This is a genomic window from Lysinibacillus sp. NPDC096382, assembly GCF_044762845.1.
GTDB lineage: Bacteria > Bacillota > Bacilli > Bacillales_A > Planococcaceae > Lysinibacillus.
The window spans coordinates 104375-126646 of record NZ_JBIWFC010000010.1 but is presented as its reverse complement, the minus strand read 5'-3'; the positions used below and the strand labels follow the sequence as shown (position 1 = coordinate 126646).

At 36.0% G+C, this 22272-nt stretch carries 27 protein-coding genes; 19 read left to right on the top strand and 8 right to left on the bottom strand.

What is annotated here, in order from left to right:
- Positions 1-19: 19 nt before the first annotated feature.
- The gene (locus ACIQZA_RS15385) at positions 20-619 is read left to right on the top strand and encodes a TetR/AcrR family transcriptional regulator (RefSeq protein ID WP_400941422.1); all 600 of its coding nucleotides are present in this window, start codon (positions 20-22) and stop codon (positions 617-619) included.
- A 91-nt stretch (positions 620-710) separates the two neighbouring features.
- Here the strand turns inward: ACIQZA_RS15385 and ACIQZA_RS15380 are convergent, their stop codons facing one another.
- From ACIQZA_RS15380 to ACIQZA_RS15365, 4 genes are all read right to left on the bottom strand, one after another.
- Positions 711-1520 carry a DsbA family protein gene (locus ACIQZA_RS15380; RefSeq protein ID WP_132363933.1) on the bottom strand — a complete coding sequence of 270 codons (810 nt, stop codon included), beginning with the start codon at positions 1518-1520 and terminating at the stop codon, positions 711-713.
- Complete coding sequence (locus tag ACIQZA_RS15375) at positions 1513-1920, bottom strand: globin domain-containing protein (RefSeq protein ID WP_132363931.1); 408 nt, start codon at positions 1918-1920, stop codon at positions 1513-1515. The genes ACIQZA_RS15380 and ACIQZA_RS15375 overlap by 8 nt, the downstream gene beginning before the upstream one ends.
- Positions 1921-2137: 217 nt before the next feature.
- Positions 2138-2926, bottom strand: a complete 789-nt coding sequence (locus ACIQZA_RS15370; RefSeq protein WP_142510262.1) for a lytic transglycosylase domain-containing protein — start codon at positions 2924-2926, stop codon at positions 2138-2140.
- A gap of 39 nt (positions 2927-2965) precedes the next feature.
- The gene (locus tag ACIQZA_RS15365; RefSeq protein ID WP_400941426.1) at positions 2966-3550 is read right to left on the bottom strand and encodes a CYTH domain-containing protein; all 585 of its coding nucleotides are present in this window, start codon (positions 3548-3550) and stop codon (positions 2966-2968) included.
- Between the two features lie 335 nt (positions 3551-3885).
- Between ACIQZA_RS15365 and ACIQZA_RS15360 the strand changes: the two genes are divergently transcribed.
- The 6 genes from ACIQZA_RS15360 to ACIQZA_RS15335 all read left to right on the top strand — a co-directional run bounded on the left by ACIQZA_RS15360 (position 3886) and on the right by ACIQZA_RS15335 (position 9089).
- Positions 3886-4269 (top strand): UPF0738 family protein, encoded by a 384-nt coding sequence (locus tag ACIQZA_RS15360; RefSeq protein WP_402882348.1) that lies wholly within the window; start codon positions 3886-3888, stop codon positions 4267-4269.
- Positions 4270-4331: 62 nt separating this feature from the next.
- Positions 4332-5003, top strand: coding sequence for a GTP diphosphokinase (yjbM, locus tag ACIQZA_RS15355; RefSeq protein ID WP_132363923.1), 672 nt, complete (start codon positions 4332-4334; stop codon positions 5001-5003).
- Positions 5000-5794: an NAD kinase gene (locus tag ACIQZA_RS15350; RefSeq protein ID WP_132363921.1), complete on the top strand. Its 795-nt coding sequence runs from the start codon at positions 5000-5002 to the stop codon at positions 5792-5794. The genes yjbM and ACIQZA_RS15350 overlap by 4 nt, the downstream gene beginning before the upstream one ends.
- Position 5795: 1 nt before the next feature.
- Entirely contained in the window at positions 5796-6704 is a 909-nt protein-coding gene (locus tag ACIQZA_RS15345; RefSeq protein ID WP_400941436.1) for an RluA family pseudouridine synthase, read from the top strand.
- 553 nt (positions 6705-7257) lie between these two features.
- Complete coding sequence (mgtE, locus tag ACIQZA_RS15340) at positions 7258-8634, top strand: magnesium transporter (RefSeq protein WP_400941854.1); 1377 nt, start codon at positions 7258-7260, stop codon at positions 8632-8634.
- Between the two features lie 53 nt (positions 8635-8687).
- Complete coding sequence (locus ACIQZA_RS15335; RefSeq protein WP_255505271.1) at positions 8688-9089, top strand: hypothetical protein; 402 nt, start codon at positions 8688-8690, stop codon at positions 9087-9089.
- A 64-nt stretch (positions 9090-9153) separates the two neighbouring features.
- On the opposite strand, the gene ACIQZA_RS15330 is transcribed toward ACIQZA_RS15335, so the two are convergent.
- Positions 9154-9678 carry a CotY/CotZ family spore coat protein gene (locus ACIQZA_RS15330; protein WP_132363913.1) on the bottom strand — a complete coding sequence of 175 codons (525 nt, stop codon included), beginning with the start codon at positions 9676-9678 and terminating at the stop codon, positions 9154-9156.
- Positions 9679-9812: 134 nt separating this feature from the next.
- On the opposite strand from ACIQZA_RS15330, the gene ACIQZA_RS15325 reads away from it, so the two are divergent.
- From ACIQZA_RS15325 to ACIQZA_RS15300, 6 genes are all read left to right on the top strand, one after another.
- Positions 9813-10217, top strand: a complete 405-nt coding sequence (locus tag ACIQZA_RS15325; protein WP_255505270.1) for a YhcN/YlaJ family sporulation lipoprotein — start codon at positions 9813-9815, stop codon at positions 10215-10217.
- Entirely contained in the window at positions 10217-10672 is a 456-nt protein-coding gene (gene spoVAC / locus ACIQZA_RS15320) for a stage V sporulation protein AC (RefSeq protein WP_402882345.1), read from the top strand. The genes ACIQZA_RS15325 and spoVAC overlap by 1 nt, the downstream gene beginning before the upstream one ends.
- Positions 10666-11661 (top strand): stage V sporulation protein AD, encoded by a 996-nt coding sequence (locus ACIQZA_RS15315; protein ID WP_402882342.1) that lies wholly within the window; start codon positions 10666-10668, stop codon positions 11659-11661. The genes spoVAC and ACIQZA_RS15315 overlap by 7 nt, the downstream gene beginning before the upstream one ends.
- A 16-nt stretch (positions 11662-11677) precedes the next feature.
- The gene (gene spoVAE, locus ACIQZA_RS15310; protein WP_402882377.1) at positions 11678-12037 is read left to right on the top strand and encodes a stage V sporulation protein AE; all 360 of its coding nucleotides are present in this window, start codon (positions 11678-11680) and stop codon (positions 12035-12037) included.
- 65 nt (positions 12038-12102) lie between these two features.
- Positions 12103-12306, top strand: coding sequence for a YjcZ family sporulation protein (locus ACIQZA_RS15305; RefSeq protein ID WP_142510253.1), 204 nt, complete (start codon positions 12103-12105; stop codon positions 12304-12306).
- A gap of 520 nt (positions 12307-12826) precedes the next feature.
- On the top strand, positions 12827-13075 hold the full coding sequence (locus ACIQZA_RS15300; RefSeq protein ID WP_132363905.1) for a stage VI sporulation protein F: 249 nt from the start codon (positions 12827-12829) through the stop codon (positions 13073-13075).
- Between the two features lie 352 nt (positions 13076-13427).
- Here the strand turns inward: ACIQZA_RS15300 and ACIQZA_RS15295 are convergent, their stop codons facing one another.
- From ACIQZA_RS15295 to ACIQZA_RS15285, 3 genes are all read right to left on the bottom strand, one after another.
- Positions 13428-13856 (bottom strand): GNAT family N-acetyltransferase, encoded by a 429-nt coding sequence (locus ACIQZA_RS15295; protein ID WP_400941900.1) that lies wholly within the window; start codon positions 13854-13856, stop codon positions 13428-13430.
- Position 13857: 1 nt separating this feature from the next.
- Positions 13858-14373 carry a YjcG family protein gene (locus ACIQZA_RS15290; protein ID WP_400941866.1) on the bottom strand — a complete coding sequence of 172 codons (516 nt, stop codon included), beginning with the start codon at positions 14371-14373 and terminating at the stop codon, positions 13858-13860.
- Between the two features lie 81 nt (positions 14374-14454).
- Positions 14455-15174: an alpha/beta hydrolase gene (locus ACIQZA_RS15285; protein ID WP_142510250.1), complete on the bottom strand. Its 720-nt coding sequence runs from the start codon at positions 15172-15174 to the stop codon at positions 14455-14457.
- Between the two features lie 112 nt (positions 15175-15286).
- Here ACIQZA_RS15285 and ACIQZA_RS15280 point away from each other — a divergent pair, with 112 nt between their 5' ends.
- From ACIQZA_RS15280 to ACIQZA_RS15255, 6 genes are all read left to right on the top strand, one after another.
- Positions 15287-15868 carry a phosphatidylglycerophosphatase A family protein gene (locus ACIQZA_RS15280; protein WP_400941868.1) on the top strand — a complete coding sequence of 194 codons (582 nt, stop codon included), beginning with the start codon at positions 15287-15289 and terminating at the stop codon, positions 15866-15868.
- A 57-nt stretch (positions 15869-15925) separates the two neighbouring features.
- Positions 15926-16177 (top strand): hypothetical protein, encoded by a 252-nt coding sequence (locus tag ACIQZA_RS15275; protein WP_402882339.1) that lies wholly within the window; start codon positions 15926-15928, stop codon positions 16175-16177.
- An 888-nt stretch (positions 16178-17065) separates the two neighbouring features.
- The gene (locus ACIQZA_RS15270; RefSeq protein ID WP_400941874.1) at positions 17066-17881 is read left to right on the top strand and encodes a thermonuclease family protein; all 816 of its coding nucleotides are present in this window, start codon (positions 17066-17068) and stop codon (positions 17879-17881) included.
- Positions 17882-18524: 643 nt separating this feature from the next.
- Entirely contained in the window at positions 18525-19055 is a 531-nt protein-coding gene (locus ACIQZA_RS15265) for a hypothetical protein (RefSeq protein ID WP_400941876.1), read from the top strand.
- Positions 19056-20179: 1124 nt separating this feature from the next.
- On the top strand, positions 20180-20857 hold the full coding sequence (locus ACIQZA_RS15260; RefSeq protein WP_400941879.1) for a response regulator transcription factor: 678 nt from the start codon (positions 20180-20182) through the stop codon (positions 20855-20857).
- 380 nt (positions 20858-21237) lie between these two features.
- Positions 21238-22269 carry a siderophore ABC transporter substrate-binding protein gene (locus ACIQZA_RS15255; RefSeq protein ID WP_400941882.1) on the top strand — a complete coding sequence of 344 codons (1032 nt, stop codon included), beginning with the start codon at positions 21238-21240 and terminating at the stop codon, positions 22267-22269.
- Positions 22270-22272: the final 3 nt, after the last annotated feature.

The window sequence follows — 22272 nt, the reverse complement described above, 5'->3', positions numbered from 1 at the left end:
GAGGAGGAAAGAGGGTATAATGGCAAAGCTGAAGACAAGAGAAAAAATTCTTAATGCTGCATTGACGCTTTTTGGAGAAAAAGGGTTTGCTGGAACTTCTACACGTGAAATTGCTGAACGTGCCGGTGTGAATCACATTACACTTTTTAGACACTTTGGAAATAAGGAGAATTTGTTTCGTGAGAGTGTTATTTCACATAAAACAGACAGAGATTATTTTCCTAAAATAGAAGAGGCGTTTACAGGTGATATAGAGCAAGATCTTAAAATCTTGGCACAAGCTTATTTTGAAGAAAACATTCCTGTCAAGGAAACTATTTGGGTACTTATGCGTGAGATTCAACAAGATAAAGAATTTGAAAAAATGTTTTTTGAGTACCCGAATAAGTTATTTCAACATTTAGAAAATTATTTAATTAAATTACATGAGCAAGGGAAAATTCCAAAAGGGAACTTTAAATATACTGCGAATTTTTTCTATTCTCTGCTGTCGTCAATTTTAGTTTTTCAATTGACATTACCTTATATAAATGAACATATTAATCCGGATATTGATGAGATGATAGATGAGGTTGTGCATTTATTTACTTTAAGTTTGTTTAATCCGAAAGAAAGTTAATGATGAGGCTAAAAAGACAAATAAAAGCAAGTGAAGTTTTTTTCTTCACTTGCTTTTATTATTAGGAGCTTAGAATAATAGTATAATTGCTTTATTTAATACGCCACAGTGTAGCGTGATTTGTCTGAATTCGTTCAATCTTTTGTTGCAGCATACGCTTTTTTAATTCGCGTTCAGCTGTTTGTTCTGTTAATGAGTAGATGAAAGCTACTTCATTTGTTGAAAGTGTATGGAATTTTGTAAATAACTCTTCCATTGTTGGCAATGGTTGACGCACAAGCTGTTCATCCATCATTTCTTGTAAAATATGTTCATAAACTTCATAGGAATAGCTACCACTAACTTTTAGACCCTCATCTTCAATACATTCATTGAAAAACACAATGCTAGGCACTTCATCAACTTCCATTTCACGTTTAATGTATAAATCGCATTGGAAGGCACGTGCTGCTTCCTTTGAACCAAAGTCTGCAGAAAATTCATTCATGTCTAATTGAACATCTTCCGCAATTTTTAACAGCGTAGCGTAAGAATTGACATCTTGTTGGTTTAGTAATACATATTCTTGTAGTTTCGACAAATAGCGTGCACCGACACGTTTGCCCTGTAACTCTGCCGCTTTAATAGCGATAGATGGTAAGACAGGATGATTAATGTCGAGTTCAATACCCGATAAACAACCTTTTACACGTTTACTTAAACAATTCAAAGAGGCAAGCTCTGTGCTTAGCACAAAGCGCCATGTAAAGTAATGATTGTACTCTAAATGTAACTTACGAAGAATGGCTTGCATATTATAAGCTTCTGGACAAAGTGGATCTACGAAAATATACAATTCAATAGGCTTATTAGCAGTAGAAATCTCAAGAGTTGGCTTCTGCAGCATTTGAATATTATTCACGTAACAATTCCCCCTCATCGTCATTTGGTGTATTAATCATGTGATGAGCTGTTAATACTAAACGTTGATAATATGTTTCTCGGAACTTCCCTTCCAACCCCACTTCATCCATCGCTTCGGACATACATTCAAGCCAAGCTTGGGCACGATCAGGTGTAATCGGAAAATTCATATGGCGTGCACGCATCATTGGGTGTCCATGCTCCTCAGTAAAAAGATTTGGTCCACCTAAATACTGTGTTTGAAATTGAATTTGCTTGCGTGCTGTCTCTGTTAAATCTTTCGGAAAGATTGGAATTAGATCAGGATGCTGAGCAACTCTTTTATAGAATGCATGGATTAGCTCTGAAAGCTTTTCAGCCCCCAGCTCCTCATAAGGAACAGTGTATTTTCGATTCATAATTAAATGCCCCTTTAATTCTTTATATCGTAAAGTATATTTTTATACTTGGTCATCTTTACAAATGTGAATTTCTTGTGACTACCTTCATTCTATCAACGTCTTTTCGTTAACACAAACAAAGCGCTCTTCCGAAATGTTTTTCGCTAAAAAAGCACAAATTTCACCACGCGGGTGAAATTTGCCGAAAAAGACTGTATTAACAATGTTTAAACGATTAAGCTGTGTAGTAATTCATCACTTTTTTGACATAATTCTGTGTTTCTTTGAAAGGAGGAATGCCACCATACTTTGTAACGCGTGAAGATCCTGCATTATAAGCAGCTAACGCTAATGTAGGGTCATTATCAAATTTATCTAGCAATTGACGTAAATATTTTGCACCTGCCATAATATTTTGCTCAGGATCAAAGGCGTTTGTAACCCCTAAATATTGCGCTGTTTTTGGCATTAATTGCATTAATCCTTGTGCTCCAGCATGACTAACCACGCTTGAATTAAAATTGGACTCTTGCTTAATCACTGCAGCGATGAGCTTCTCTGGTACATTATATGTAGTTGCTGCCTTTTGAATAATCGAAGCGTATTTGTTCGCACCTGTTAGTGAATTGGCATACGCTGTTGAACCAATTACATTGTCCGCAACATAGGAGTCGAGCTTTGTACTAGATTGTGTATTTGCTAATGCCGCCTGTACAGCAGAAGGTATAAAGACGTCATTAGAACCCCTATAAAGTAATGATTGATACGCACTATTTTGCATGTTTTCAGCTAACCCATTTAAACTACTAAACTGGTTCATCAATGATGAAGCGCTTGATACACCCCCGAGCAAGCTAGATAATTTTGCACTATTAGTAGTAGTTGAGTCGCCTAGCAATTCGCTAATCATATCAGAAAAAATAGCATTGCTGTCTGTAAGATTGTTTGACGATGAATTTTCTGAAGATCCTAGTGTTTGTAATGCTTGAATCTCAAATAAAGTTCTGAGTGATTGGATATCCAAGGAGTTGTCACCCTTTCTTGTATACTAGTTAAGCTACTGTTATTTATTCATTTGTAATGCTTTCATGAAACGTGCGATTTTTTTATCTGTAGCCCGTTTTTCAATACCATATTGCTGTAGAAATTCGTCGAAGATTGCATTTCCTTTTATTGCATCTTTTGATTCATATTCTACCTCATAATCGTCGCACTGCAAATAGAAAGAATGATCGAATACTAGAAGACCATCCCTATAAGGAATTTCGACACGATCGGTTGTAAGTGAACCAAATATTGCTAAATTTTTTAAAGGAATGTTGAAGAGAGCTAGTCTTTTTGCTACCTCTTGGGCATAAAAACCTTCTCCAACAAGCATTTTCTTAGCTTGCTCAGCAGTTAGTTCGTCAGTTGTTTCTAAATGAGCGTGCTCTGCATTTTTTTCTTTTAAAGTACATTCAAAATATTTGCCGATTTGTCGAATACGGAGCCCACTTTGTAGTTTTCGAATAGCTTGGGAAGGTGTGTCGAAATAATGATTTGTTTGGCGATGAATAGCACCTTCGGGAATGTTAAATGCTTGCAATAAATGCTCGTATTGTTGCTTTGTTAAGAGATTTTTAAATTCTATTTCAAGTTCTTGTACCATTATGATCACCTGTTTATTTTATTTTTTTCGTGTGTTGATTAGTGGAAAGGTTCATCAACATGGCATGGGGTTGATTTCCTTTCCGGCTGGGCGCTTTGTAGCTGTAATAGAGCATCAATGTTGGTCACGAGGTTGTTATCTTAGGATGTGGTGTTTTAGCCTTTATTCCTCTATTGCTGATCTCCAAGGAAGTCGCCCAGACGGAACGGAAATCAACTACACGCTATAATAAAAAGTTTCGTTCGTTATTTCATTGATTTAATATTTACACACTGCAACTATTTACCCTCTATGCTAAAATAAGAGGAAGAGTACGACGAAAAGGGGAACCGCATGTGCGTAAAATTTATACAATAGAAACATTGAATTTTGAAAACGAGCAACTTCATTTTAGTTTAAACGACATTGAAGCAAATTTACAGTTAAAACCTGCTGCACAATTAATAGCAGACTCTGATGACTTTGCATTCATTTATTTACTTGATGCAGGAGAGAATTATCATTACTTGCGTTTTCCACCGAGTAGTTGGGGTGAACTTGTACATATTTTGCAAAAAAAGCAAAATCCAAAGCTACAACTAGGTACGGAAGTTATTGAGCTTATTAATTTTTACGATGAACTAGAAATGCTCGTGTATAATATTGAAGGAAATTACAATTATGGGGCAGAATTTGTCCAAGCGGTGGAACACCACTTCAAGACAATTCTTTCTGAATAAAAAGACAAAACGAACAGACGGTGTTGGTTTTGTTCGATACCGATTGTCGGGAGGTTTTTGCGATGGGACAATGGGAAATATTTTTAAGTCCTTATAAACAAGCAGTAGATGAGTTAAAAGTAAAATTAAAGGGTATGCGTTCACAGTTTGGCATTGTTAATGCAAATTCACCAATTGAATTTGTAACGGGACGTGTAAAACCTTTAGCAAGTATATACGATAAATCATTAGAAAAAGGACTCGCATTTGAACCTTCTAAACAGCTAGGTGATGAGTTAGGGGATATCGCAGGTTTACGTATTATGTGTCAATTTGTAGATGATATTTCAACAGTTACGGAACTAATACGTCAACGTAAAGATATGCGTGTAGTGGAAGAGCGTGACTATATTACACATAATAAGCCAAGTGGCTACCGATCATATCATATGATTGTCGAATATCCTGTTGAAACGATACAAGGGAAAAAAGTGGTATTAGCTGAAATTCAAATAAGAACACTAGCTATGAATTTCTGGGCATCTATTGAGCATTCTTTAAATTATAAATATAAAGGCATGTTCCCCGAGGAAATTAAAAATCGCCTTCAAAGTGCAGCAGAGGCCGCCTTCCGATTGGATGAGGAAATGTCGTCCATTCGTAGTGAGATACAAGAAGCGCAGGCCTATTTTAGTGAATACAAAGAGGCATCGAATCCTAATTTATTATCGGAGAAGGAGCGTGACACAAAATGAAGTTTTCCATTCAATCACGTAGAGATGCACAGTCGAACGAATTAATGGAGCTAGCTAAAACGTATTTGCAGGACTTTGGGTTAACTTATGATGAAGAAGCTCCTGAAATTGTCATCTCTATTGGAGGAGATGGCACTTTACTCCATGCCTTTCATCGATATGCTCATATGCTACATCAGGTTGCCTTCGTAGGTATCCATACGGGACATTTAGGATTTTATGCGGATTGGAAGCCATCTGAATTAGAAAAGCTTGTTTTGTCCATTGCCAAAAAGGACTTTAACGTTGTGGAGTATCCACTACTAGAGGTAAAGGTGGAACATCATAATGCAGAATCCAATACGTATTTAGCGTTAAATGAAGCAACTATAAAATCACCTGATGTCACGCTTGTTATGGATGTTGAGTTAAATGGTAATCAGTTTGAACGTTTCCGTGGAGACGGTCTTTGTGTGTCAACTCCTTCTGGTAGTACAGCTTATAATAAAGCCCTCGGTGGAGCAATTATTCACCCAACTTTAGCGGCACTCCAAATTACTGAGATAGCATCTATCAATAACCGTGTCTTCCGTACAGTTGGTTCTCCACTCATTTTACCAGCACACCATCACTGTGTTTTACGTCCAGTAAATGAACAAAACTTTAATATGACTGTTGATCATTTACAAGTTACGCAAGGCGATGTGAAGTCGATTGCTTTTAATGTAGCAACTGAAAGAGTACGTTTTGCTCGTTTCCGTCCATTCCCATTCTGGGAACGTGTACATGAGTCATTCGTGGCAAATGAGTAAAATGGATACAAGATTTACACTGCATTTTATAGCGGAAAAGGAAGGCCAGCTACTAAGGGAAGCCTTAACTGAATGGCGCATCTCCAAGCGAGCTTTAACGGCAATTAAATTTGATGGAGGCTTACTGACCGTGAATGATGTTGAACGCAATGTTCGACATCCTCTTCGCGTTGGGGACCGAGTTGAAGTTAAATTTCCTCTTGAAGAAAAAAGTGAAGGGCTCGCTGTTGAACATGGTGAACTTTCTATTATTTATGAAGATGAAACGATTTTAGTGCTTAATAAGCCAGCACATCAGAGCACGATTCCTTCGCGTGAGCATCCAACATATAGCGTAGCTAATTTAGTGTGTGGTCATTTTCAGCAACAGGGTCTAGCATCAACTGCTCATATCGTAACGAGACTTGATCGTGATACTTCTGGTTTGCTGTGCATTGCCAAACATGCTCATATTCATCATTTAACGGGACTTGCACAGCGCAATGGAGAAATTTGTAGACAATATGAAGCCATTGTACATGGACATGTGGCACAAGATGTACAATCAATTATTGCTCCTATTGGACGCAAGGAGACGAGTATCATTGAACGAGAGGTACGTGAGGATGGTCAATTTGCACATACAGACGTGACCATTTTAAGGCGCTTTTATTTACAGGATGAACCGATGACACATATACAGCTAAAGTTGCACACAGGGCGTACACATCAAATTCGTGTGCATATGGCCTATATAGGACATCCACTTGTTGGAGATGAACTTTATGGAGGAAGTCGCGATCATATAAATAGACAAGCCCTACACTGTGTATCCTTAAAGATGCTTCACCCTTTGACAGATGAGCGTTTACAATTTAAAAGTAACTTAAATGTAGATATGCAGAGATTATTGAATGACTCCTTAGTTTGAAGCTTGACACAATAACCTATCTATGAACGAAGACTTCATTAGTTCACTAAGAGTGAAAACTATTACTGAATATGTTATATAAGTAAGGAGATGTTCGCACAAACGGGCATCTCTTTATCATTTTATAGCTCAGTAAAAGTATAGTCTTTTCTTAACAGCACGTTAACAGAAAAGAAAGTGTTTGTAGGATATAGTAATGTAGAGGGTTATTTGGCTTGGTACCGCTAGTTTCTGTGCGAAAGAGAAGCGGCAGCAACAAATGTTTTGTCTGTGCGAAAGCGAAGCGGCAGCAACAAATGTTTTGTCTGTGCGAAAGCGAAGCGGCAGCAACAAAGTGCACAGTCGGAACGAAAATCAACCACACGTTATGGTAACGGGTGAAAAATAGAAACATTTACCTTTAGATTTATCCAATTAGATAGGGTAATGATGTAGGTTGCTATGTAGTAAAAAAAGGGTTTGCAGAAAAGGCACAATACATTCTATTATATATAAGGTAGATTTACGGCATTGCCCGTATCAATGATTTAATGCTCGGAAGGAGGGGACAAGCATGATAGAGGAAAGAAATGAAAAGGATGATGTGCAGTTCGACGAGGCACGATTGCGAGAAATGCTCGAAGCACATGATATTAACGCATTCCGCGATGAGTTTTTAGAGCTTCATCCATATGATCAGGCAACGTTTTATGAGAAGGTGGAACCTGATATAAGGAAGATCATCTATTCGTACTTGTCTCCGACGGAAATGGCTGATATTTTTGAGGCAATCGAAATAGATGATGATGAATACACAGCGTATCTAGCTGAGATGGATCCGTCATATGGTGCAGAAATGCTTTCTCACATGTATGCAGATGATGCTGCAGACGTTTTAAATGAGTTGGATACGAAACAACGTGAAAGCTATTTAGGCATGATGGATGAGGAAATAGCTGAAGAGATAAATGAGTTATTAAGCTATGACGAAGGTACAGCTGGTTCTATCATGACGACTGAATATGTAGCGATACCAGAAAATTCTACTGTTCGTTCAGCGATGGCGATTTTACGGAAAGAGGCGCCAGATGCCGAAACCATTTATTATATATTTGTCGTTGATGAAGCACATCGATTAACAGGTGTTATTACACTTCGTGATTTAATTATTGCTGATGAAGATACCCTCATACGTTCAATTATGAATGAACGTGTTGTGATGGTGCACGCAGGGGATGACCAAGAAGAGGTTGCCCAAATTATGAAGGACTATAATTTCTTAGCGACACCAGTTATTGACGATAAAGGTGAATTACTAGGGATTATTACAGTCGATGATATTATCGACGTTATTGATGAGGAAGCATCGGAGGATTACTCTAAATTAGCGGGTATTTCCGATATGGATAAATTTGATACAACCTCGTTTCAAGCGGCTAAAAAGCGTTTACCATGGCTTGTCATATTATTATTTTTAGGGATGTTGACAGCAAATTTGATGGGACAGTTTGAGGCAACGTTAGAACAGGTTGCGTTACTCGCAGTGTTTATCCCTCTCATTTCAGGTACTTCAGGAAATAGTGGAACACAGGCACTAGCGGTAGCTATTCGAGGTATTGCAACAGGCGATGTCGAAGAACATAGCAAGCTAAAATTACTACTACGTGAAGCCGGTACAGGTTTAATGTCTGGAGTTGTTTGTGGGCTGATTGTGATCGGCATTATCTATGTTTGGAAACAAGAGTTGATTCTTGGAATGCTAGTAGGAGCAGCGCTTTGTGGTTCTATTTTAGTAGCAACACTTGCAGGTTCTTTTATTCCACTACTAATGCATCGCATGAAGATTGATCCGGCTGTCGCATCAGGTCCATTCATTACAACATTAAATGATATTACAAGTATTTTAATTTACTTAGGTTTAGCGACAGTATTCTTAAGTCAAATAGGTTGAGAACCAAACTTCTTCCTTTTGCATATTGTATGAAAAAAAGGGAAGTGAGTAATGTGGGTCAAGAGCCACGCTTGTTTATAAAGTCACCATCATATTTTTTAAATATTTCTAAGATGCTACATGAGCTTGAATTGGATGAAAGTACGTCAGTGTATATAAAGGACGGCTGTTTCAATGAGCAAACTTTTGAAAAAAAAGAAGAAGTAGTTGAAAAAGTACAAATAGATCCGTATTTACTAAAGCAGCTTCAATTTTTAGAGAAGCCTTTTCGACAAAAAGCGTATCAACCGTTACTTATATGTTTAAAGGATGGTAGAGAATTACGTGGTAGTGCATCTGATGTACAGACCGATTCATTGATGCTTACTTCTTTCGAATTAAAGACGCAAGAGATTATCTATTTTGAGGACATAGATCAAGTATTATGGCGAGGTAAACAATTACCTACCTTATGAAAAAAGTGTACAGCAGAGGATGCTGTACACTTTTTTTATGTGTAGTGTGTCAAAGGTGAAGAGACTATTCACAAATCCCTAAGTCAACATCAGCAATACATTGTACAGCGCAGAAGCATGATAAATCGACAGTGATACAGCTCTCAGTTGAATTCCAATCATCTACTTTACATATTTTTTTCATGTTGACACAGCAGCCATCTCGACTTAATAGATCTACTGTACTTTCGCTGGAGTCAAATGAACATAAAGGCTCTAAAACACGCAAAGTAGCGCAGCACTCATCGAACATATCTTCTACACGGAAAAATACGGATGTACATATACATGGATCTGCTGTTGGTGAACTGAAAAATGCTTTAAAAGGAGTACCGTCTTTTGTAATTAACATGAATACACGTGTATCTGCATGAGAGCGTGCAGGACTTACAATGCCTCCAAGTGGTTCTAAGAAACAGTTAGCTGTACATGGTTGACATTCATCTCTCACCGCTTGATTCTGAATGTCTAAAATAGCGCGTACTACGTCACAAACGCAGCCTGCTGAATGGATTGGTCCAATAGGATTTGTTGGCTTACCACAACCCATATTGTCACCTCCTTTCCTTGTTACTACTTCTACAATATGTGCTTCTGAAAAATGGACTCGGGCATTCGTATATATAGTTAAATGAATAGTTTTTTTATGGTTGGAGAAACTTTAAAGAAAAGGAGGGTAAAAGCTTGAAGCTGTTAGGAATAATGTTACCTCTATTAGTCAGTTTATCGCTTTTAAGTGGTTGCGGTGAAAAAGAAAAATTTATTGTCTATGGTTCACCGGAAAATGAAAAGGAAGTTGAAGCCATTTTAAAAGAACAGAAATTTGTAGACAAAACAACGGTTATTCAATATGACAATAGTATGCTTGTGGCTGTGCAAATTAAACCGTGGGATAAGTGGAAAAAGACTAAATTAGAGAAAAAGTTGCAAAAGAAATTTGATGAAAAATATCCAAACAAAGATGTTTTTGTCTCAGCTGATTATAAAATATTTTATGAAGCCAATAAAATAAAAAGGGAACAAGTTGAAGATAATAAACTGAAAGATAAAATTAAGAAATTGAAAAAGCTTGCAAAGGAGGAAACATAGTGGAAAAAGAACAATACCAGCAATTAGAGCAAAATGTCACGCCGAAACCGCCTTATTTTAAAAATGTTGCAAAGGCGTTTCTAGTAGGTGGACTTATTTGTACAATCGGACAGGCCGTATCCCTTTTTTATATGATATTCTTTGATTTTACCGAAGCGACAGTCGGAAATCCAACAGTTGCAACAATGATATTTTTCGCCATGATATTAACAGGGTTTGGCTTATATAAAAAAATTGGTCAATTTGCTGGAGCTGGATCCGCTGTGCCTGTAACAGGGTTTGGTAATGCTGTTGTTTCTGCAGCCATTGAGCATAGAACTGAAGGATTAGTACTTGGTGTCGGTGGAAATCTATTTAAATTAGCTGGATCAGTTGTATTATTTGGTGTTGTCTCCGCCTTTTTTATAGCACTTATTAAATTCATTCTTGTGACGATAGGAGTGGTTTCATGGTAATTGTCTTTCAATCGAAGCCTTCCTTAATAGCAGGTGGTGTGGTAGCTGGTCCACTAGAGAAACGCAGTATATTTAGTCAATATTTTGATGCGACCTTCGATGATGAACGTTGGCAAATGAAAACAAATGAACAAGGGCATCGAAAAATGGTTGAAGAAGCCTGTGAATTCGCCATGAAAAAAGCAGGCGTGAAAAGTGCAGACATTGAGTATTTTATGGGCGGCGATTTAATTAATCAAATGACACCAACCAATTTTGCGGCCAGAGATTTAGACATTCCTTTTATCGGATTATTCTCAGCGTGTGCCACCTCTATATCTTCATTAATTGTTGCGAGCCTTTTAACAGAAGTAGGTGCCTCCAAATTAGCGTTAGCCGGTGCATCTAGTCAACACAATGCGGTTGAGCGACAATTCCGCTATCCAATCAATTATGGCTCACAAAAGCCCCAAACAGCTCAATGGACGGTAACGGCTGCTGGATATGCTCTAATTGGTAAACATCATGAAGAATACCCTTCTATTGAAGCAGCAACTGTTGGAAAATCGGTTGATTACGGTATGGATGATCCATTTCACATGGGCGCAGCGATGGCACCAGCTGCTTTTCAGACGATTCAATCACATTTAGAACAGCGTAATCAAAAAATTTACCACTATGATTTAATTTTAACAGGTGATTTAGGTCAACTTGGCTTAAAACTTCTAAAAGGTATGTTTGTTGAAAGTGGCATAAAGAGTGAGGAGTTACAACCTTTACGTGATGCAGGTGCAGAGTTTTATGGACAGGATGAAACATTCCAATCCGGTGGAAGTGGCGCAGGTTGTTCGGCAGCTGTTTTTTTTAGTTATGTGATTCAACAGATGCGAGCAGGTACCTATAAACGAGTACTTCTTGTGGCGACAGGAGCATTATTGTCTCCGCTTTCATTTCAACAGGGCGAGACAATCCCATGTACGGCGCATGCGATTGAAATTACAATGAAATGAGGCGAAAACTATGGTTATGACATTTGTGTTTGCATTTTTTGTAGGTGGCATTATTTGCGCCATAGGTCAATTATTAATGGATTTTGGTAAATTAACACCTGGACATACATTGAGTACTCTAGTCGTAGCTGGTGCAATTCTTGCCGGAATGGGTTTGTATGAACCACTCATTAATTTTGCTGGTGCCGGAGCAACTGTTCCTATTACATCTTTTGGAAATTCCTTAACGCAAGGTGCGATTGTTGAAGCGGAAAAACATGGGCTTGTAGGTGTGTTAACTGGGATGTTTGAGGTGACAAGCTCAGGAATCAGTTCTGCAGTTGTTTTTGGCTTTATCGGAGCATTAATATTTAAACCTAAAGGAAATGTTGATTAGACGAATACCCCACCCATTTTTACAACGCTAACATATGATAGGTTGTAGAAGGGAGGGGTATTTTTATGGGATATCAAGGCTGGGGTGCGCATCCGTATGGAGGGCATGCTGATGGTTGTTACGGAGGAGATTATGGAGGTTACTATGGCGGTCACCATGACGGTTGCTATGGCGGTTACTATGGTTACGGACATGGACATAGTTCAACATTTATCTTAATTGTTGTCCTATTCATTCTTCTGATCATTGTAGGTGCTGCTTGCATATAATTTGATTAACTTCTTTCTGCAGAAGTCTCCCACCTTTATAGGGTGGTGAGATGAATGCGGGTTTAGCTATTTTTCAGCGAATGTCCAAACATTTGCTGAAATAGAGGAACTCAGTCTAAGAACGCCACGTCCTGTGGCAACGACTGAGTGACCAACCTCGTGTTGGCCTAAAGCCTCCGGCGGATGTTTCGGAATCGGAAAGAAGTTCACTTAGGATGTTAGCCTAAAATCATCGCATCCATGCGATAACGGTTAACTGACCTGCATCGGTAAAAACGCCACGTCCTGTGGCATTACCGAAATGACCGACATCGTGTCGGCCCTCGTGCAGGCCTAAGCACAAGGCCGATTCCGAACGCAATTATGCCGAGGCGAATTGATTGTGACAGTAGATAGAGGCTTTAGCTTTTCTTCAGAGTGCTCCATTTTCTGAATAAAGTTTAAAGCCTTCACTAGTTGTCATATGTTTCGTGCATGAGAGTAGGAATAAATTTGAATTTTAACTGATAGGAGGGGGAACATGAATCGCTCACTTTTTAATTCAATTGAACAAAAAACTGGAGTATCAATGGATGAAATCTTTGCTCTAGCAAATGAAATTCAACATGCTGATTTTAAAAATGAAAAACAAGTAAGAAAAATCGTACGACGCGTAAGTAAAATGTCCAAAAGACAAATTACACAAGAGCTTGAAGATAAGTTAGTACAATCAATTATTCAAGATGGTAATTCACTAGATTTAGATAAAATTACAAAAATGATGAAATAACATGAATCTACTAGGCAAAGCAATATATCTAAAAGGTTGATTTAAATGGATTTTCATTTATAAATCAACCTTTAAAGCTTTGTAGTGCAATAAAAAGGGTGTTACGAATGCTTCAGCATTTTCGTAACACCCTATTTGATCAAATATGCCTCGGCATAATTGCGTCCGTTCATAGAATGATCTCCGCTATTTCAGTGGATGTTTGGACACCTGCTGAAAATAAGCTTAAACCCGCATTCATCTCACCACATATAGAGGTGGAGAATGTGTAGCTGACGCTTCGCTTTCGCTACACAAAACATCTGTAGCTGACGCTTTGTTTTTTGTAACAAGAAATATTTACCGAAAAAAGTTAAATTATTTTTTCCATAGCACGATGTGGGATACCAGCATCCATAAATTCAGGAGATGTTACCGTATAGCCAAGCTTTTCATAAAACGGAATAGCATAGCTTTGTGCATGAAGTTTTAGTTTTTTCTTATTAATTAAAATGGCGTGTTTCTCCATTTCCTTCATTATTAAAGCACCTAGTTTTTTGCCGCGTTGATCTTGTAAAATACAAACACGTTCAATTTTTGCGGCATCGTCCTCGATACTACGTAAACGTGCAGCACCTACAGGGTCATTGTCTTCATACATAATGAAATGCGTTGCAGATGCATCCTCGGCATCACATTCTAGATGAAGCGGCACACCTTGCTCTTCAACAAAAACTTGCTTGCGGACTGCAAACGCATCCTCATGTTCTTTTGTTGTTTCAACAATCTTTACGTTATACAGATTACTCAGCTCCAGTCAATCGGAAAGTTTCATATGTTGTCCACGAGCCGTCTTCCAATTGATATAAAAGATGAATGCGATCAATTGTATCTTTTTCGTCAACACCTGTCATACGTAATTGCCCAAAGATATCATCGTGCTCGGAATCTGTCATTTTTTGAGCAATAGTAATATGAGGTACAAATACGTGTTTTGACTCACCAACAGGTACTTTTTCTTCTAGAGCTTGGTATAATGTTGTTAATTGTTCAGTTGGTTCAATACGGAAATAAATCGCATTTGTTGTTGGGAAAAATGAACTTATGCGTAATGCATGAATGTTTAAAGGTGCATATTTGGCAGCAAGCCCATCTAATTGTTTTACGACAGATTGAATATCTTCATCCGTAGCCTCGAAGCTGTCCTTTAATGTTATATGCGGAGTAATTTTCGCATAATGAGGATCGTAACGTTTTCGATAAGTATTCGCTAAATCTTGTAATTTTTTTGATGGAAATGCCACAATACCATATTTCATAGGCCATTACCTCCCGAAAATAAACAAATTTTAATTTAAGTATAACAGAAATTTCCGATTTCGTAATTTGAATCGTCTTAATTAATTAAAATTTTCAATTAATGCGCGGCGTAAATCAGGTTTCCAATATTTCCATGTATGATTGCCATCAAATTCTTCATAAAATGTAGAAAATCCTTTGTTTATCATGAGATTATGAAGCTGACGATTTGGTGTTAAAAAATCTTTAATTGTTTTATCCATCGTGACAACTTTATCTTCTTCTTTACCGACAATATGATAAATGGAAATTGCACCTGGATCTTTAAAATTCCCTACAGCTTGCAAAACATCTTCATCAACATACGGTGATTGTAAAATAACCTTGCCAAAAATACTTGGGTATTTTAATGCGGCCATTAAAGAAGCGGTTGCAGCCATTGAGTCACCAATGACCCCTCGACTCATTCCCATTTGATATGTTGCATATTCAGCATCTAAATACGGCACAAGCTCATGAGCTAAAAAACGAAGGTATGCTTCATGTTGCTCTCCGCTTGGAATATATTTATGGCGTCGATCCTTAATGTCCTTATAAGGAACGAAGGCAATGATTAAATTTTCGATTTCATAGTCATCGATAAGTTCATCGGCAAGTTTTGTAATACCTCCAAGTTGGAAATAATCTTTTCCGTCTGATGCAATTAAAATATTATATTTATATAGTGGAGAATAATTTGCAGGAACATAAATATAGAGCTGTAATTCCTCCTGTAACGCTTCACTATAGAACTTTAAATCCTGTACAGTTCCCTTATCCAATGATGACACTCCTTCTCGTGTTTGTAACGAGATTGTACCATATACCCAAAGTAAAGGTATAATAGGTTGGGCTAGCACTATTCTAGCAATAAAATCGAAGTGAGGGATAGTTATGCATGATAAAAATACTCGCATACACTCTGATGAAGTAGCGAAGGCAGCTCAAGCTGCACTTATTCGGCGTGGTGTATCGTTAGAGGATATTGCAAAAATCGTTTATGAAATGCAAAAATCCTATAATAAAGGTTTAACGTTAGACCACTGTGTTCATTCTGTCGAGCGTGTATTACGTAAGCGTGAAGTTCAACATGCTTTATTAGTAGGGATTGAATTAGATGAGCTTGCAGAGAAAAAGTTATTATCGGCACCATTACAGCAAATAATAGAATCCGATGAGGGTTTATTTGGTGTGGATGAAACAATCGCACTTGGATCTGTTTTTACATATGGTAGCATAGCAGTAACGACTTTCGGACACTTAGATAAGCAAAAAATAGGTATAATTAAGAAGTTGGATACAGAACCTGGACATCATGTAAATACGTTTTTAGATGATTTAGTTGGCAGTATTGCAGCTTCTGCCGCATCCCGTATTGCACATCGTATGCGTGACTTGGAAGAAGAGGGCGAGACATTTGCTGATATTGAACCCGAAGAGCTAGGACCAAAACCAAAATCACATAATGAGATTTAACAGAGTATAAAATAGATAACAGAACCTCCTCAATAATATGAGGAGGTTCTGTTTACTATGCTCTCCGGCAAAATGAGAGTTGATTTCCGTTTTGACTGGGAACGATTCTTGGAATTTATCAATGATTTTCATGACGTTATCGGCGATTATCGGCATTTTATCAGCGATTTTCATGACGTTATCGGCGATTATCAGCATTTTATCAGCGATTTTCATGATGTTATCAGCGATTCTTGGCATTTTATCAGCGATCGCCATTCATCGCGCGTTTCCTCCGCTTTTGTTGTTGCTGCCGCTACGCTTTCGTAAAAAGCATTTGTTCGTCAAAGCGGATCATCGGACCACTATGAACAGAGTATCTTCAATAATTTGAGGAGGCTCTGCTTTAGTATGTTAAAGCCGATTGTTTTGTATACTCATACACTTAAACAACAAGAAATGGATACCGAAAATAAGGACATACAAACACATTATGGGATAGAAAATAGTCCAGCTTGTTGAAGGATCTCCAAATCATTGGGTTGCCATTGCAACTACATAACTTGAATGTAGTAGCCTGATATTTTACAATAGGAACATCGTGAAAACTTTAAGGACTTTTAATGAGTAAAGGATTCTTTTAGTGTACATATTAACTGGTGTAGAATAATGATGTATCAAGTGTGATATGTAAATATTGCTTAACTATATAGTTATTATGATCTTCGGTTATTGCAACTGAAGATTTTTTAATGAGTAGGGTAATACTCTAATCACTATTGAAAAAATCTTCAGCTGACAATAAATCAAATTTATTTTGATCTTAGTGGACTATAATAGATTTAAATAAAGTATTAATAAATGTTAGAAAAGAGGTATAAAAATGAGTGACAAAGATATTAAGACGTTAATCACTAGCGGAACAATTATTTTGGCTGTTGTGTTGTATTTAATTTTCAGATAAATTTTCTGGTCTTCAGTTTATCATTTAACTGGGGATTTTTGATTTTATGAATAGGTAGGATCAGAAATTATACTATTCATAGGAAAGACAATGTTGAAACTTATAAAGTAGCTGGAAGAAATCAGCGGCAGAGGATTAAATCGGTTTATTACGGAGGTATTGTCTAACTTGGAATCATATTATTTGAATTCTTAAAAGAGGGGGTATAGGAAAATAAATAATATATTTTATTTTTAAGAAAGTAGGATACTGATTTGAAAAAATTCTTTTTAGCTTTGTTCTTTTCTACATTGCTTTTAAGTGCATGTACAGAAGAAACTAACACAGATATTATCAAAACTGAAGATATACAAGGAATTGTAGCTTCAACGAAGGAAACTGCTGAAAAGCACGATGTGAGTAAATTTGAAGAATACGAACTACAAGATATAATTGATGGCGACACAATAAGAATAAAATATAAGGGTAGCTCAGAAAAAGTACGTTTTCTTCTTGTGGATACCCCTGAAACTAATCACGAAACGTTAGGAGAGCAACCTTATGGGCCAGAAGCTAAAGAATTTGCAAAGCAGCTACTAGCTGGTCAAGATAAGGTTTATTTAGAATTTGACGTTTCATATCGTGATAAATATAAAAGGTTACTAGCATATGTTTATACTAAAGATGGTATTAGTATTCAAGAGCAACTATTGAAAAATGGATTAGCTCGCGTGGCATATATTTATAATCCAAATACGAAGCATGTAGATTGGTTTAAATCTATTCAAAAAACTGCGCAAAAAGCTGCTATTGGTATTTGGTCAGTTGAAGACTATGTAACGAATCGCGGATACGATAAAGATGTATATTATGCTGCAATAAAAGAAGGAAAGCAGTCTAACATAAATGAGGATAAATCGAATACTAATAACAACAAGGGCAGTTGTGAAATCAAAGGAAATATTAACTCCAAAGGTAACAAAATTTTTCATATGCCAGGGCAACGTGACTATGAAAATACAGTAGCAGAGGAGATGTTCTGTACGAAAGAAGAAGCAGAAGCTGCTGGGTTTATTCCAGCGAAGCAATAAATTAGTTTAATTATTTATAGTTATTTCTCAACAATTAATGATAGAAAGAGATACCCGTTTGCCACAAAAAAGTGGTTGTATAATTTATAGTTAAAAATTAAGAACCACCAATCATATTGATTGGTGGTTCTATTTTTACTTAGATTTACAATACCTATATTTTCCTTTACTGAAAGGAAGTCACAGGATTTTCACAGAAGATATGGCTATACTTCTCCATAGAGCATTCAAACTGATATTGAAACTGGTACAAAGACAAATATTGAAAAGATGTCGTTCAAAAAAATACAGCTAATAATTGTATTACTTAGCTCTAGATGCATTGTAGTAAGCAGATGATTTGAGAAAATGAAAAATCGCAAATATATTAGAAGCGTTTAATTAATTCAACTTCACTTAAATAGAAAATCCATGGGGTATTAACTCGTGGATTTTTTTCCAAAAACATTAATCTTATGAAGGCTCAATACTACTTTTTTACTCAAATGTATGAAAATAAGTGAAGTTTCTTCTATTTATAATATAAATGCTCGCAGCATACTTTCAATCAATCTTTATTTGAAAGTTTTGTATAGTTAAAAGTCAAATAAGCATTATAATTCAGAAGAGAACTAATGTTCTTGTTGTTTTAGGAGGATTGATTATGGGTGGTATAAAATGGTTGTATATTTCTAAAGAAAATAAAATTTATAAGATTCCTAATCCTAAAGATGGGAGATTTAAAGAAATAAAGGAGCTGTCAGAGCAGGATGTTTTAAAGGTTATGCTGTACTACAGAACAAAAAATAGAAAACCAGACCAACTAGTAATGGTTGAATTTGACCGAATTACTCTTGACTCACAAGGGGTGTATGAGGTGACTGATGAAAGGAAAAAAAGGATGTTACAAAATGCCTTTCAGTTTATATATAATACTCCTCAACAATTGGCAGATAACAAATCACCATTCGAGTTGCCTCTAGCACCTAGCGTTCCATCCAATATTGAAAAAAAGGCTTTATATGAATATTTAAATCAGCATTTCCCTAACTTAGGAAACGATGCTCCGACAATCGTAGAAAATGCAATAAGCTCACTAAAAAAAATACATCAAAAAAAAGTTGACTTAATTAAAGAAGCTAATAAATTAAGAAAAAGTAATTTAAAATTGTACTTTGAATCAAAAAAGGTTTAATGAAATTACGGATGATTTGGAAGTGGTTGATTTCGATTACAAAATATTTTAGAAGAGATATTCGGAAAACCTTTAAAGGAAATTATGTATGAAGCAAGTGATTTATATTAAAATATATTTATATTAAATCGAACCCACTCATTTTGATTAGGCTATTTTCAAAACGGCGGGTTTTTTAATTTTAAAAGTAATTTTCTATTATAAGTTTTCTCTTTTTGATGTTAAATTTTAAATTTAATCACGTTAGCCCGCAGGAGAATCCCAGATACAAGCCTGCTCACTGTTGATTATAATAATTACCTTAATGTTGATAGTATCTCCTTCGCAATTTGGATTCTTTCATGAGGAGTCCAACTTATTATTAACCAGTTATCTATCAACTGTATTTTCCCATTTTGTACAACTGGTATATCATTCCTATTTTTTATTGAACGTAAATTAGACTGTGTTTACTCAACTTCTAGTAAATCATTGTAACATTCGATTCCAAATATGGTCTGTGTTTAACTTTGGTATATTTTGAGAACAAAATTGCAGACGTATTTTGTTCGTAGAGAGCATTCGCTGGGAGAAGTCCCAAATCATCATATATGAGCTCGTAAAGAAGTTATTTGTTTAAAGGTTTCATTCAGAAAGGAATGTGAAAAATCACCAATAATTAAATTTAGTTTTGCTTCTCGCAATTCTTTTTAATTGTAAAGCAACCTTCTCTCATAATCGTCTTGTCCATCTCCTGGTGTTTATAAAATCAACTACTGCTACTAGATTATCTTAAAGTCTAAACCTTGAGCAATACCGATTCTCAAACAGTTACTTTTTACATATATCGTTGGCGGTATTCCAGTTACTTTTTTAAACAATCTACTAAAGTAAAATTCACCATCCAAACATATTGAAAGTCTAAAAAAACTTCTGTCAACAGTTTCACCGATATTTTGGTTAAATAACTGAAGTATTCTTCTGTTTAATTCCGAAGTTTAGTATTTTATGCTCATTTATTGTTAATTTTACTAAATATATCTTGATGAGTTGTTATAATAGTTTTATTAGAAATTTAAGATTTATAAATCCGATATTTTTTTTTGATAAATTATTTTATGAAATGAAGTAGAGGTGAATAGTAGGTGAAGCAGGTGTTAGTAATTAAGAATGAACGGTCTTTAGCAAAGAAAATCGTAAGCGGCCTAAATCAAGAAGGCTATTTCATTTTAACACTTCACAATGAAAACAAAGGTTTAAATATAGTATATGAGCAAGATTGGGATATTATCATATTGGATTGGGATTCGTTAAGTGTATCTGGACCGGAAATTTGCAGACAAATACGGGTTGTTAAAACGACACCCATAATCATTGTGACCGACAATATGTCCAGCAAGGATTGCATAGCAGGATTACAAGCAGGAGCAGATGATTATATAAGAAAACCATTTGTGAAAGAAGAATTAGTAGCGAGGATAAAAGTTATTTTAAGAAGAGGGGACGGTATCCAGCCAAACGAGACTGATTTCTTTCGGTTTAAAGATCTCCTTGTTGATTCATCCCGTAATATTGTGACAAAGGATGGCGAAAATCTCCCGCTTACTAAACGCGAGTATGATTTACTTGTATTTTTAATCAAGAATAAAAATACAATATTAAGTCGTGAAATGCTTTTGAATCTGGTTTGGGGATATGACGTAGCAGTCAATCCAAATGTAGTGGATTTATATATTGGGTATTTAAGAAAAAAGATAAAGTGCGAGAAGAAAGACCGATATATTCAAACAATACATGGCAGGGGCTATTCAATGATTGAATAGTGTACAGTTTGTCACAGTAATTAATATTAAACATAATCGAAAAAACGAGTAAAAACAGTTTCAACTAGTTTTGCTCGTTTTTTTGTTCTATAAAATCTGATAACCAAACAGTTTTTGGAAGATAATGAAGAGAAGGAAACTATAAAAAGAATACTTCACGCATTACTTTCTTGTATCCAATATTTAATGTGAAAAATTAACTTTATTTATCATCTTACATTTTTCACAAGATTTTCACAGAATTAAAGACTATACTGTTTCACAGAACGGTTAAATGAAAATGATTATCAATAGCAATTGGAATGGCTAGCAATTACTATCCAATTCAATCTATTGACTTCATCATTTTCAAAATAAATTACATAATAAGGAGTATGTGTATGAAGAAATCTATGTTTTTAAAATTTGTTGGTATTATCGCAGTTTTGACATTGATGTTAGTAGCTTGTTCAGATTCAAGCAATAAATCTAATCAAGAGTCAAAGTCTAATGAAGATAATGGAAGTAAAGAAGTTGCTAAACCTGCTACAGTTGAAATCACTGATGCCCACGGAACTGTTACTGTTCCTGTAAACCCAAAGAATGTAGTTGCTTTGGATAATAGAACTTTTGAAACTTTAGCTGATTGGAAAATTGAACTAGCAGCTGTTCCAAAGGATGTAATGCCTGCGGATTCACCATATGTAAGTGATGAATCAGTTCAAAATATTGGAAATCACCGTGAACCAAATCTTGAAATTATAGCGGCTGCAAACCCTGAACTTGTAATCGTCGGTCAAAGATTTGCTGATTATTACGAAGAAATCAAAAAGTTAGTGCCAAATGCAGTTGTTATTGATCTTAATGTAGATGTTTCTGAGGAAACTGCTACGCCTGGGGAAAACTTAGTAAATGGACTTAAAAATTCTACAATTGCTTTAGGGAAAATTTTCGATAAAAATGAAGAAGCTAAACAAGTGGTAGCTGATTTTGATAAAGTTATTGAAAATGCTAAATCTGCTTATAACGGAAAAGATAAAGTAATGAGTGTTATCGTTGGTGGTGGGGATATTGGTTTTGCAGCTCCTCATTCTGGACGTGTTTGGGGACCAATGTATGAAATTTTCGGTTGGGCACCAGCATTAGAAGTTGCCGATTCTACTTCAGATCATAAAGGTGATGAAGTTTCTGTTGAAGCTATTGCACAAAGTAATCCGGATTGGCTTTTCGTATTAGATCGTGATGCTGCAATATCTGGTGAAAAAGATTCAGTTCCTGCTCAGGATGTTATTGCTAACGCACCTGCTCTTCAAAAAACAACTGCTGTTTCTAAAAAACATATTATTTATGCACCTGCAGATACTTACACAAATGAATCAATTCAGACTTATATAGAGTTGTTTGAAAACCTTGCAAATACTTTAGCTAAGTAGTGT

Coding starts and splice junctions, on each gene's coding strand:
- ACIQZA_RS15385 (WP_400941422.1), top strand. CDS start 20: ATGGCAAAGCTGAAGACAAGAGAAAAAATTCTTAATGCTGCATTGACG.
- ACIQZA_RS15375 (WP_132363931.1), bottom strand. CDS start 1,920: ATGAATCGAAAATACACTGTTCCTTATGAGGAGCTGGGGGCTGAAAAG.
- ACIQZA_RS15365 (WP_400941426.1), bottom strand. CDS start 3,550: ATGGTACAAGAACTTGAAATAGAATTTAAAAATCTCTTAACAAAGCAA.
- yjbM (WP_132363923.1), top strand. CDS start 4,332: ATGGGACAATGGGAAATATTTTTAAGTCCTTATAAACAAGCAGTAGAT.
- ACIQZA_RS15350 (WP_132363921.1), top strand. CDS start 5,000: ATGAAGTTTTCCATTCAATCACGTAGAGATGCACAGTCGAACGAATTA.
- ACIQZA_RS15345 (WP_400941436.1), top strand. CDS start 5,796: ATGGATACAAGATTTACACTGCATTTTATAGCGGAAAAGGAAGGCCAG.
- mgtE (WP_400941854.1), top strand. CDS start 7,258: ATGATAGAGGAAAGAAATGAAAAGGATGATGTGCAGTTCGACGAGGCA.
- ACIQZA_RS15330 (WP_132363913.1), bottom strand. CDS start 9,678: ATGGGTTGTGGTAAGCCAACAAATCCTATTGGACCAATCCATTCAGCA.
- ACIQZA_RS15315 (WP_402882342.1), top strand. CDS start 10,666: ATGGTAATTGTCTTTCAATCGAAGCCTTCCTTAATAGCAGGTGGTGTG.
- spoVAE (WP_402882377.1), top strand. CDS start 11,678: ATGACATTTGTGTTTGCATTTTTTGTAGGTGGCATTATTTGCGCCATA.
- ACIQZA_RS15305 (WP_142510253.1), top strand. CDS start 12,103: ATGGGATATCAAGGCTGGGGTGCGCATCCGTATGGAGGGCATGCTGAT.
- ACIQZA_RS15300 (WP_132363905.1), top strand. CDS start 12,827: ATGAATCGCTCACTTTTTAATTCAATTGAACAAAAAACTGGAGTATCA.
- ACIQZA_RS15290 (WP_400941866.1), bottom strand. CDS start 14,373: ATGAAATATGGTATTGTGGCATTTCCATCAAAAAAATTACAAGATTTA.
- ACIQZA_RS15280 (WP_400941868.1), top strand. CDS start 15,287: ATGCATGATAAAAATACTCGCATACACTCTGATGAAGTAGCGAAGGCA.
- ACIQZA_RS15275 (WP_402882339.1), top strand. CDS start 15,926: ATGCTCTCCGGCAAAATGAGAGTTGATTTCCGTTTTGACTGGGAACGA.
- ACIQZA_RS15265 (WP_400941876.1), top strand. CDS start 18,525: ATGGGTGGTATAAAATGGTTGTATATTTCTAAAGAAAATAAAATTTAT.
- ACIQZA_RS15255 (WP_400941882.1), top strand. CDS start 21,238: ATGAAGAAATCTATGTTTTTAAAATTTGTTGGTATTATCGCAGTTTTG.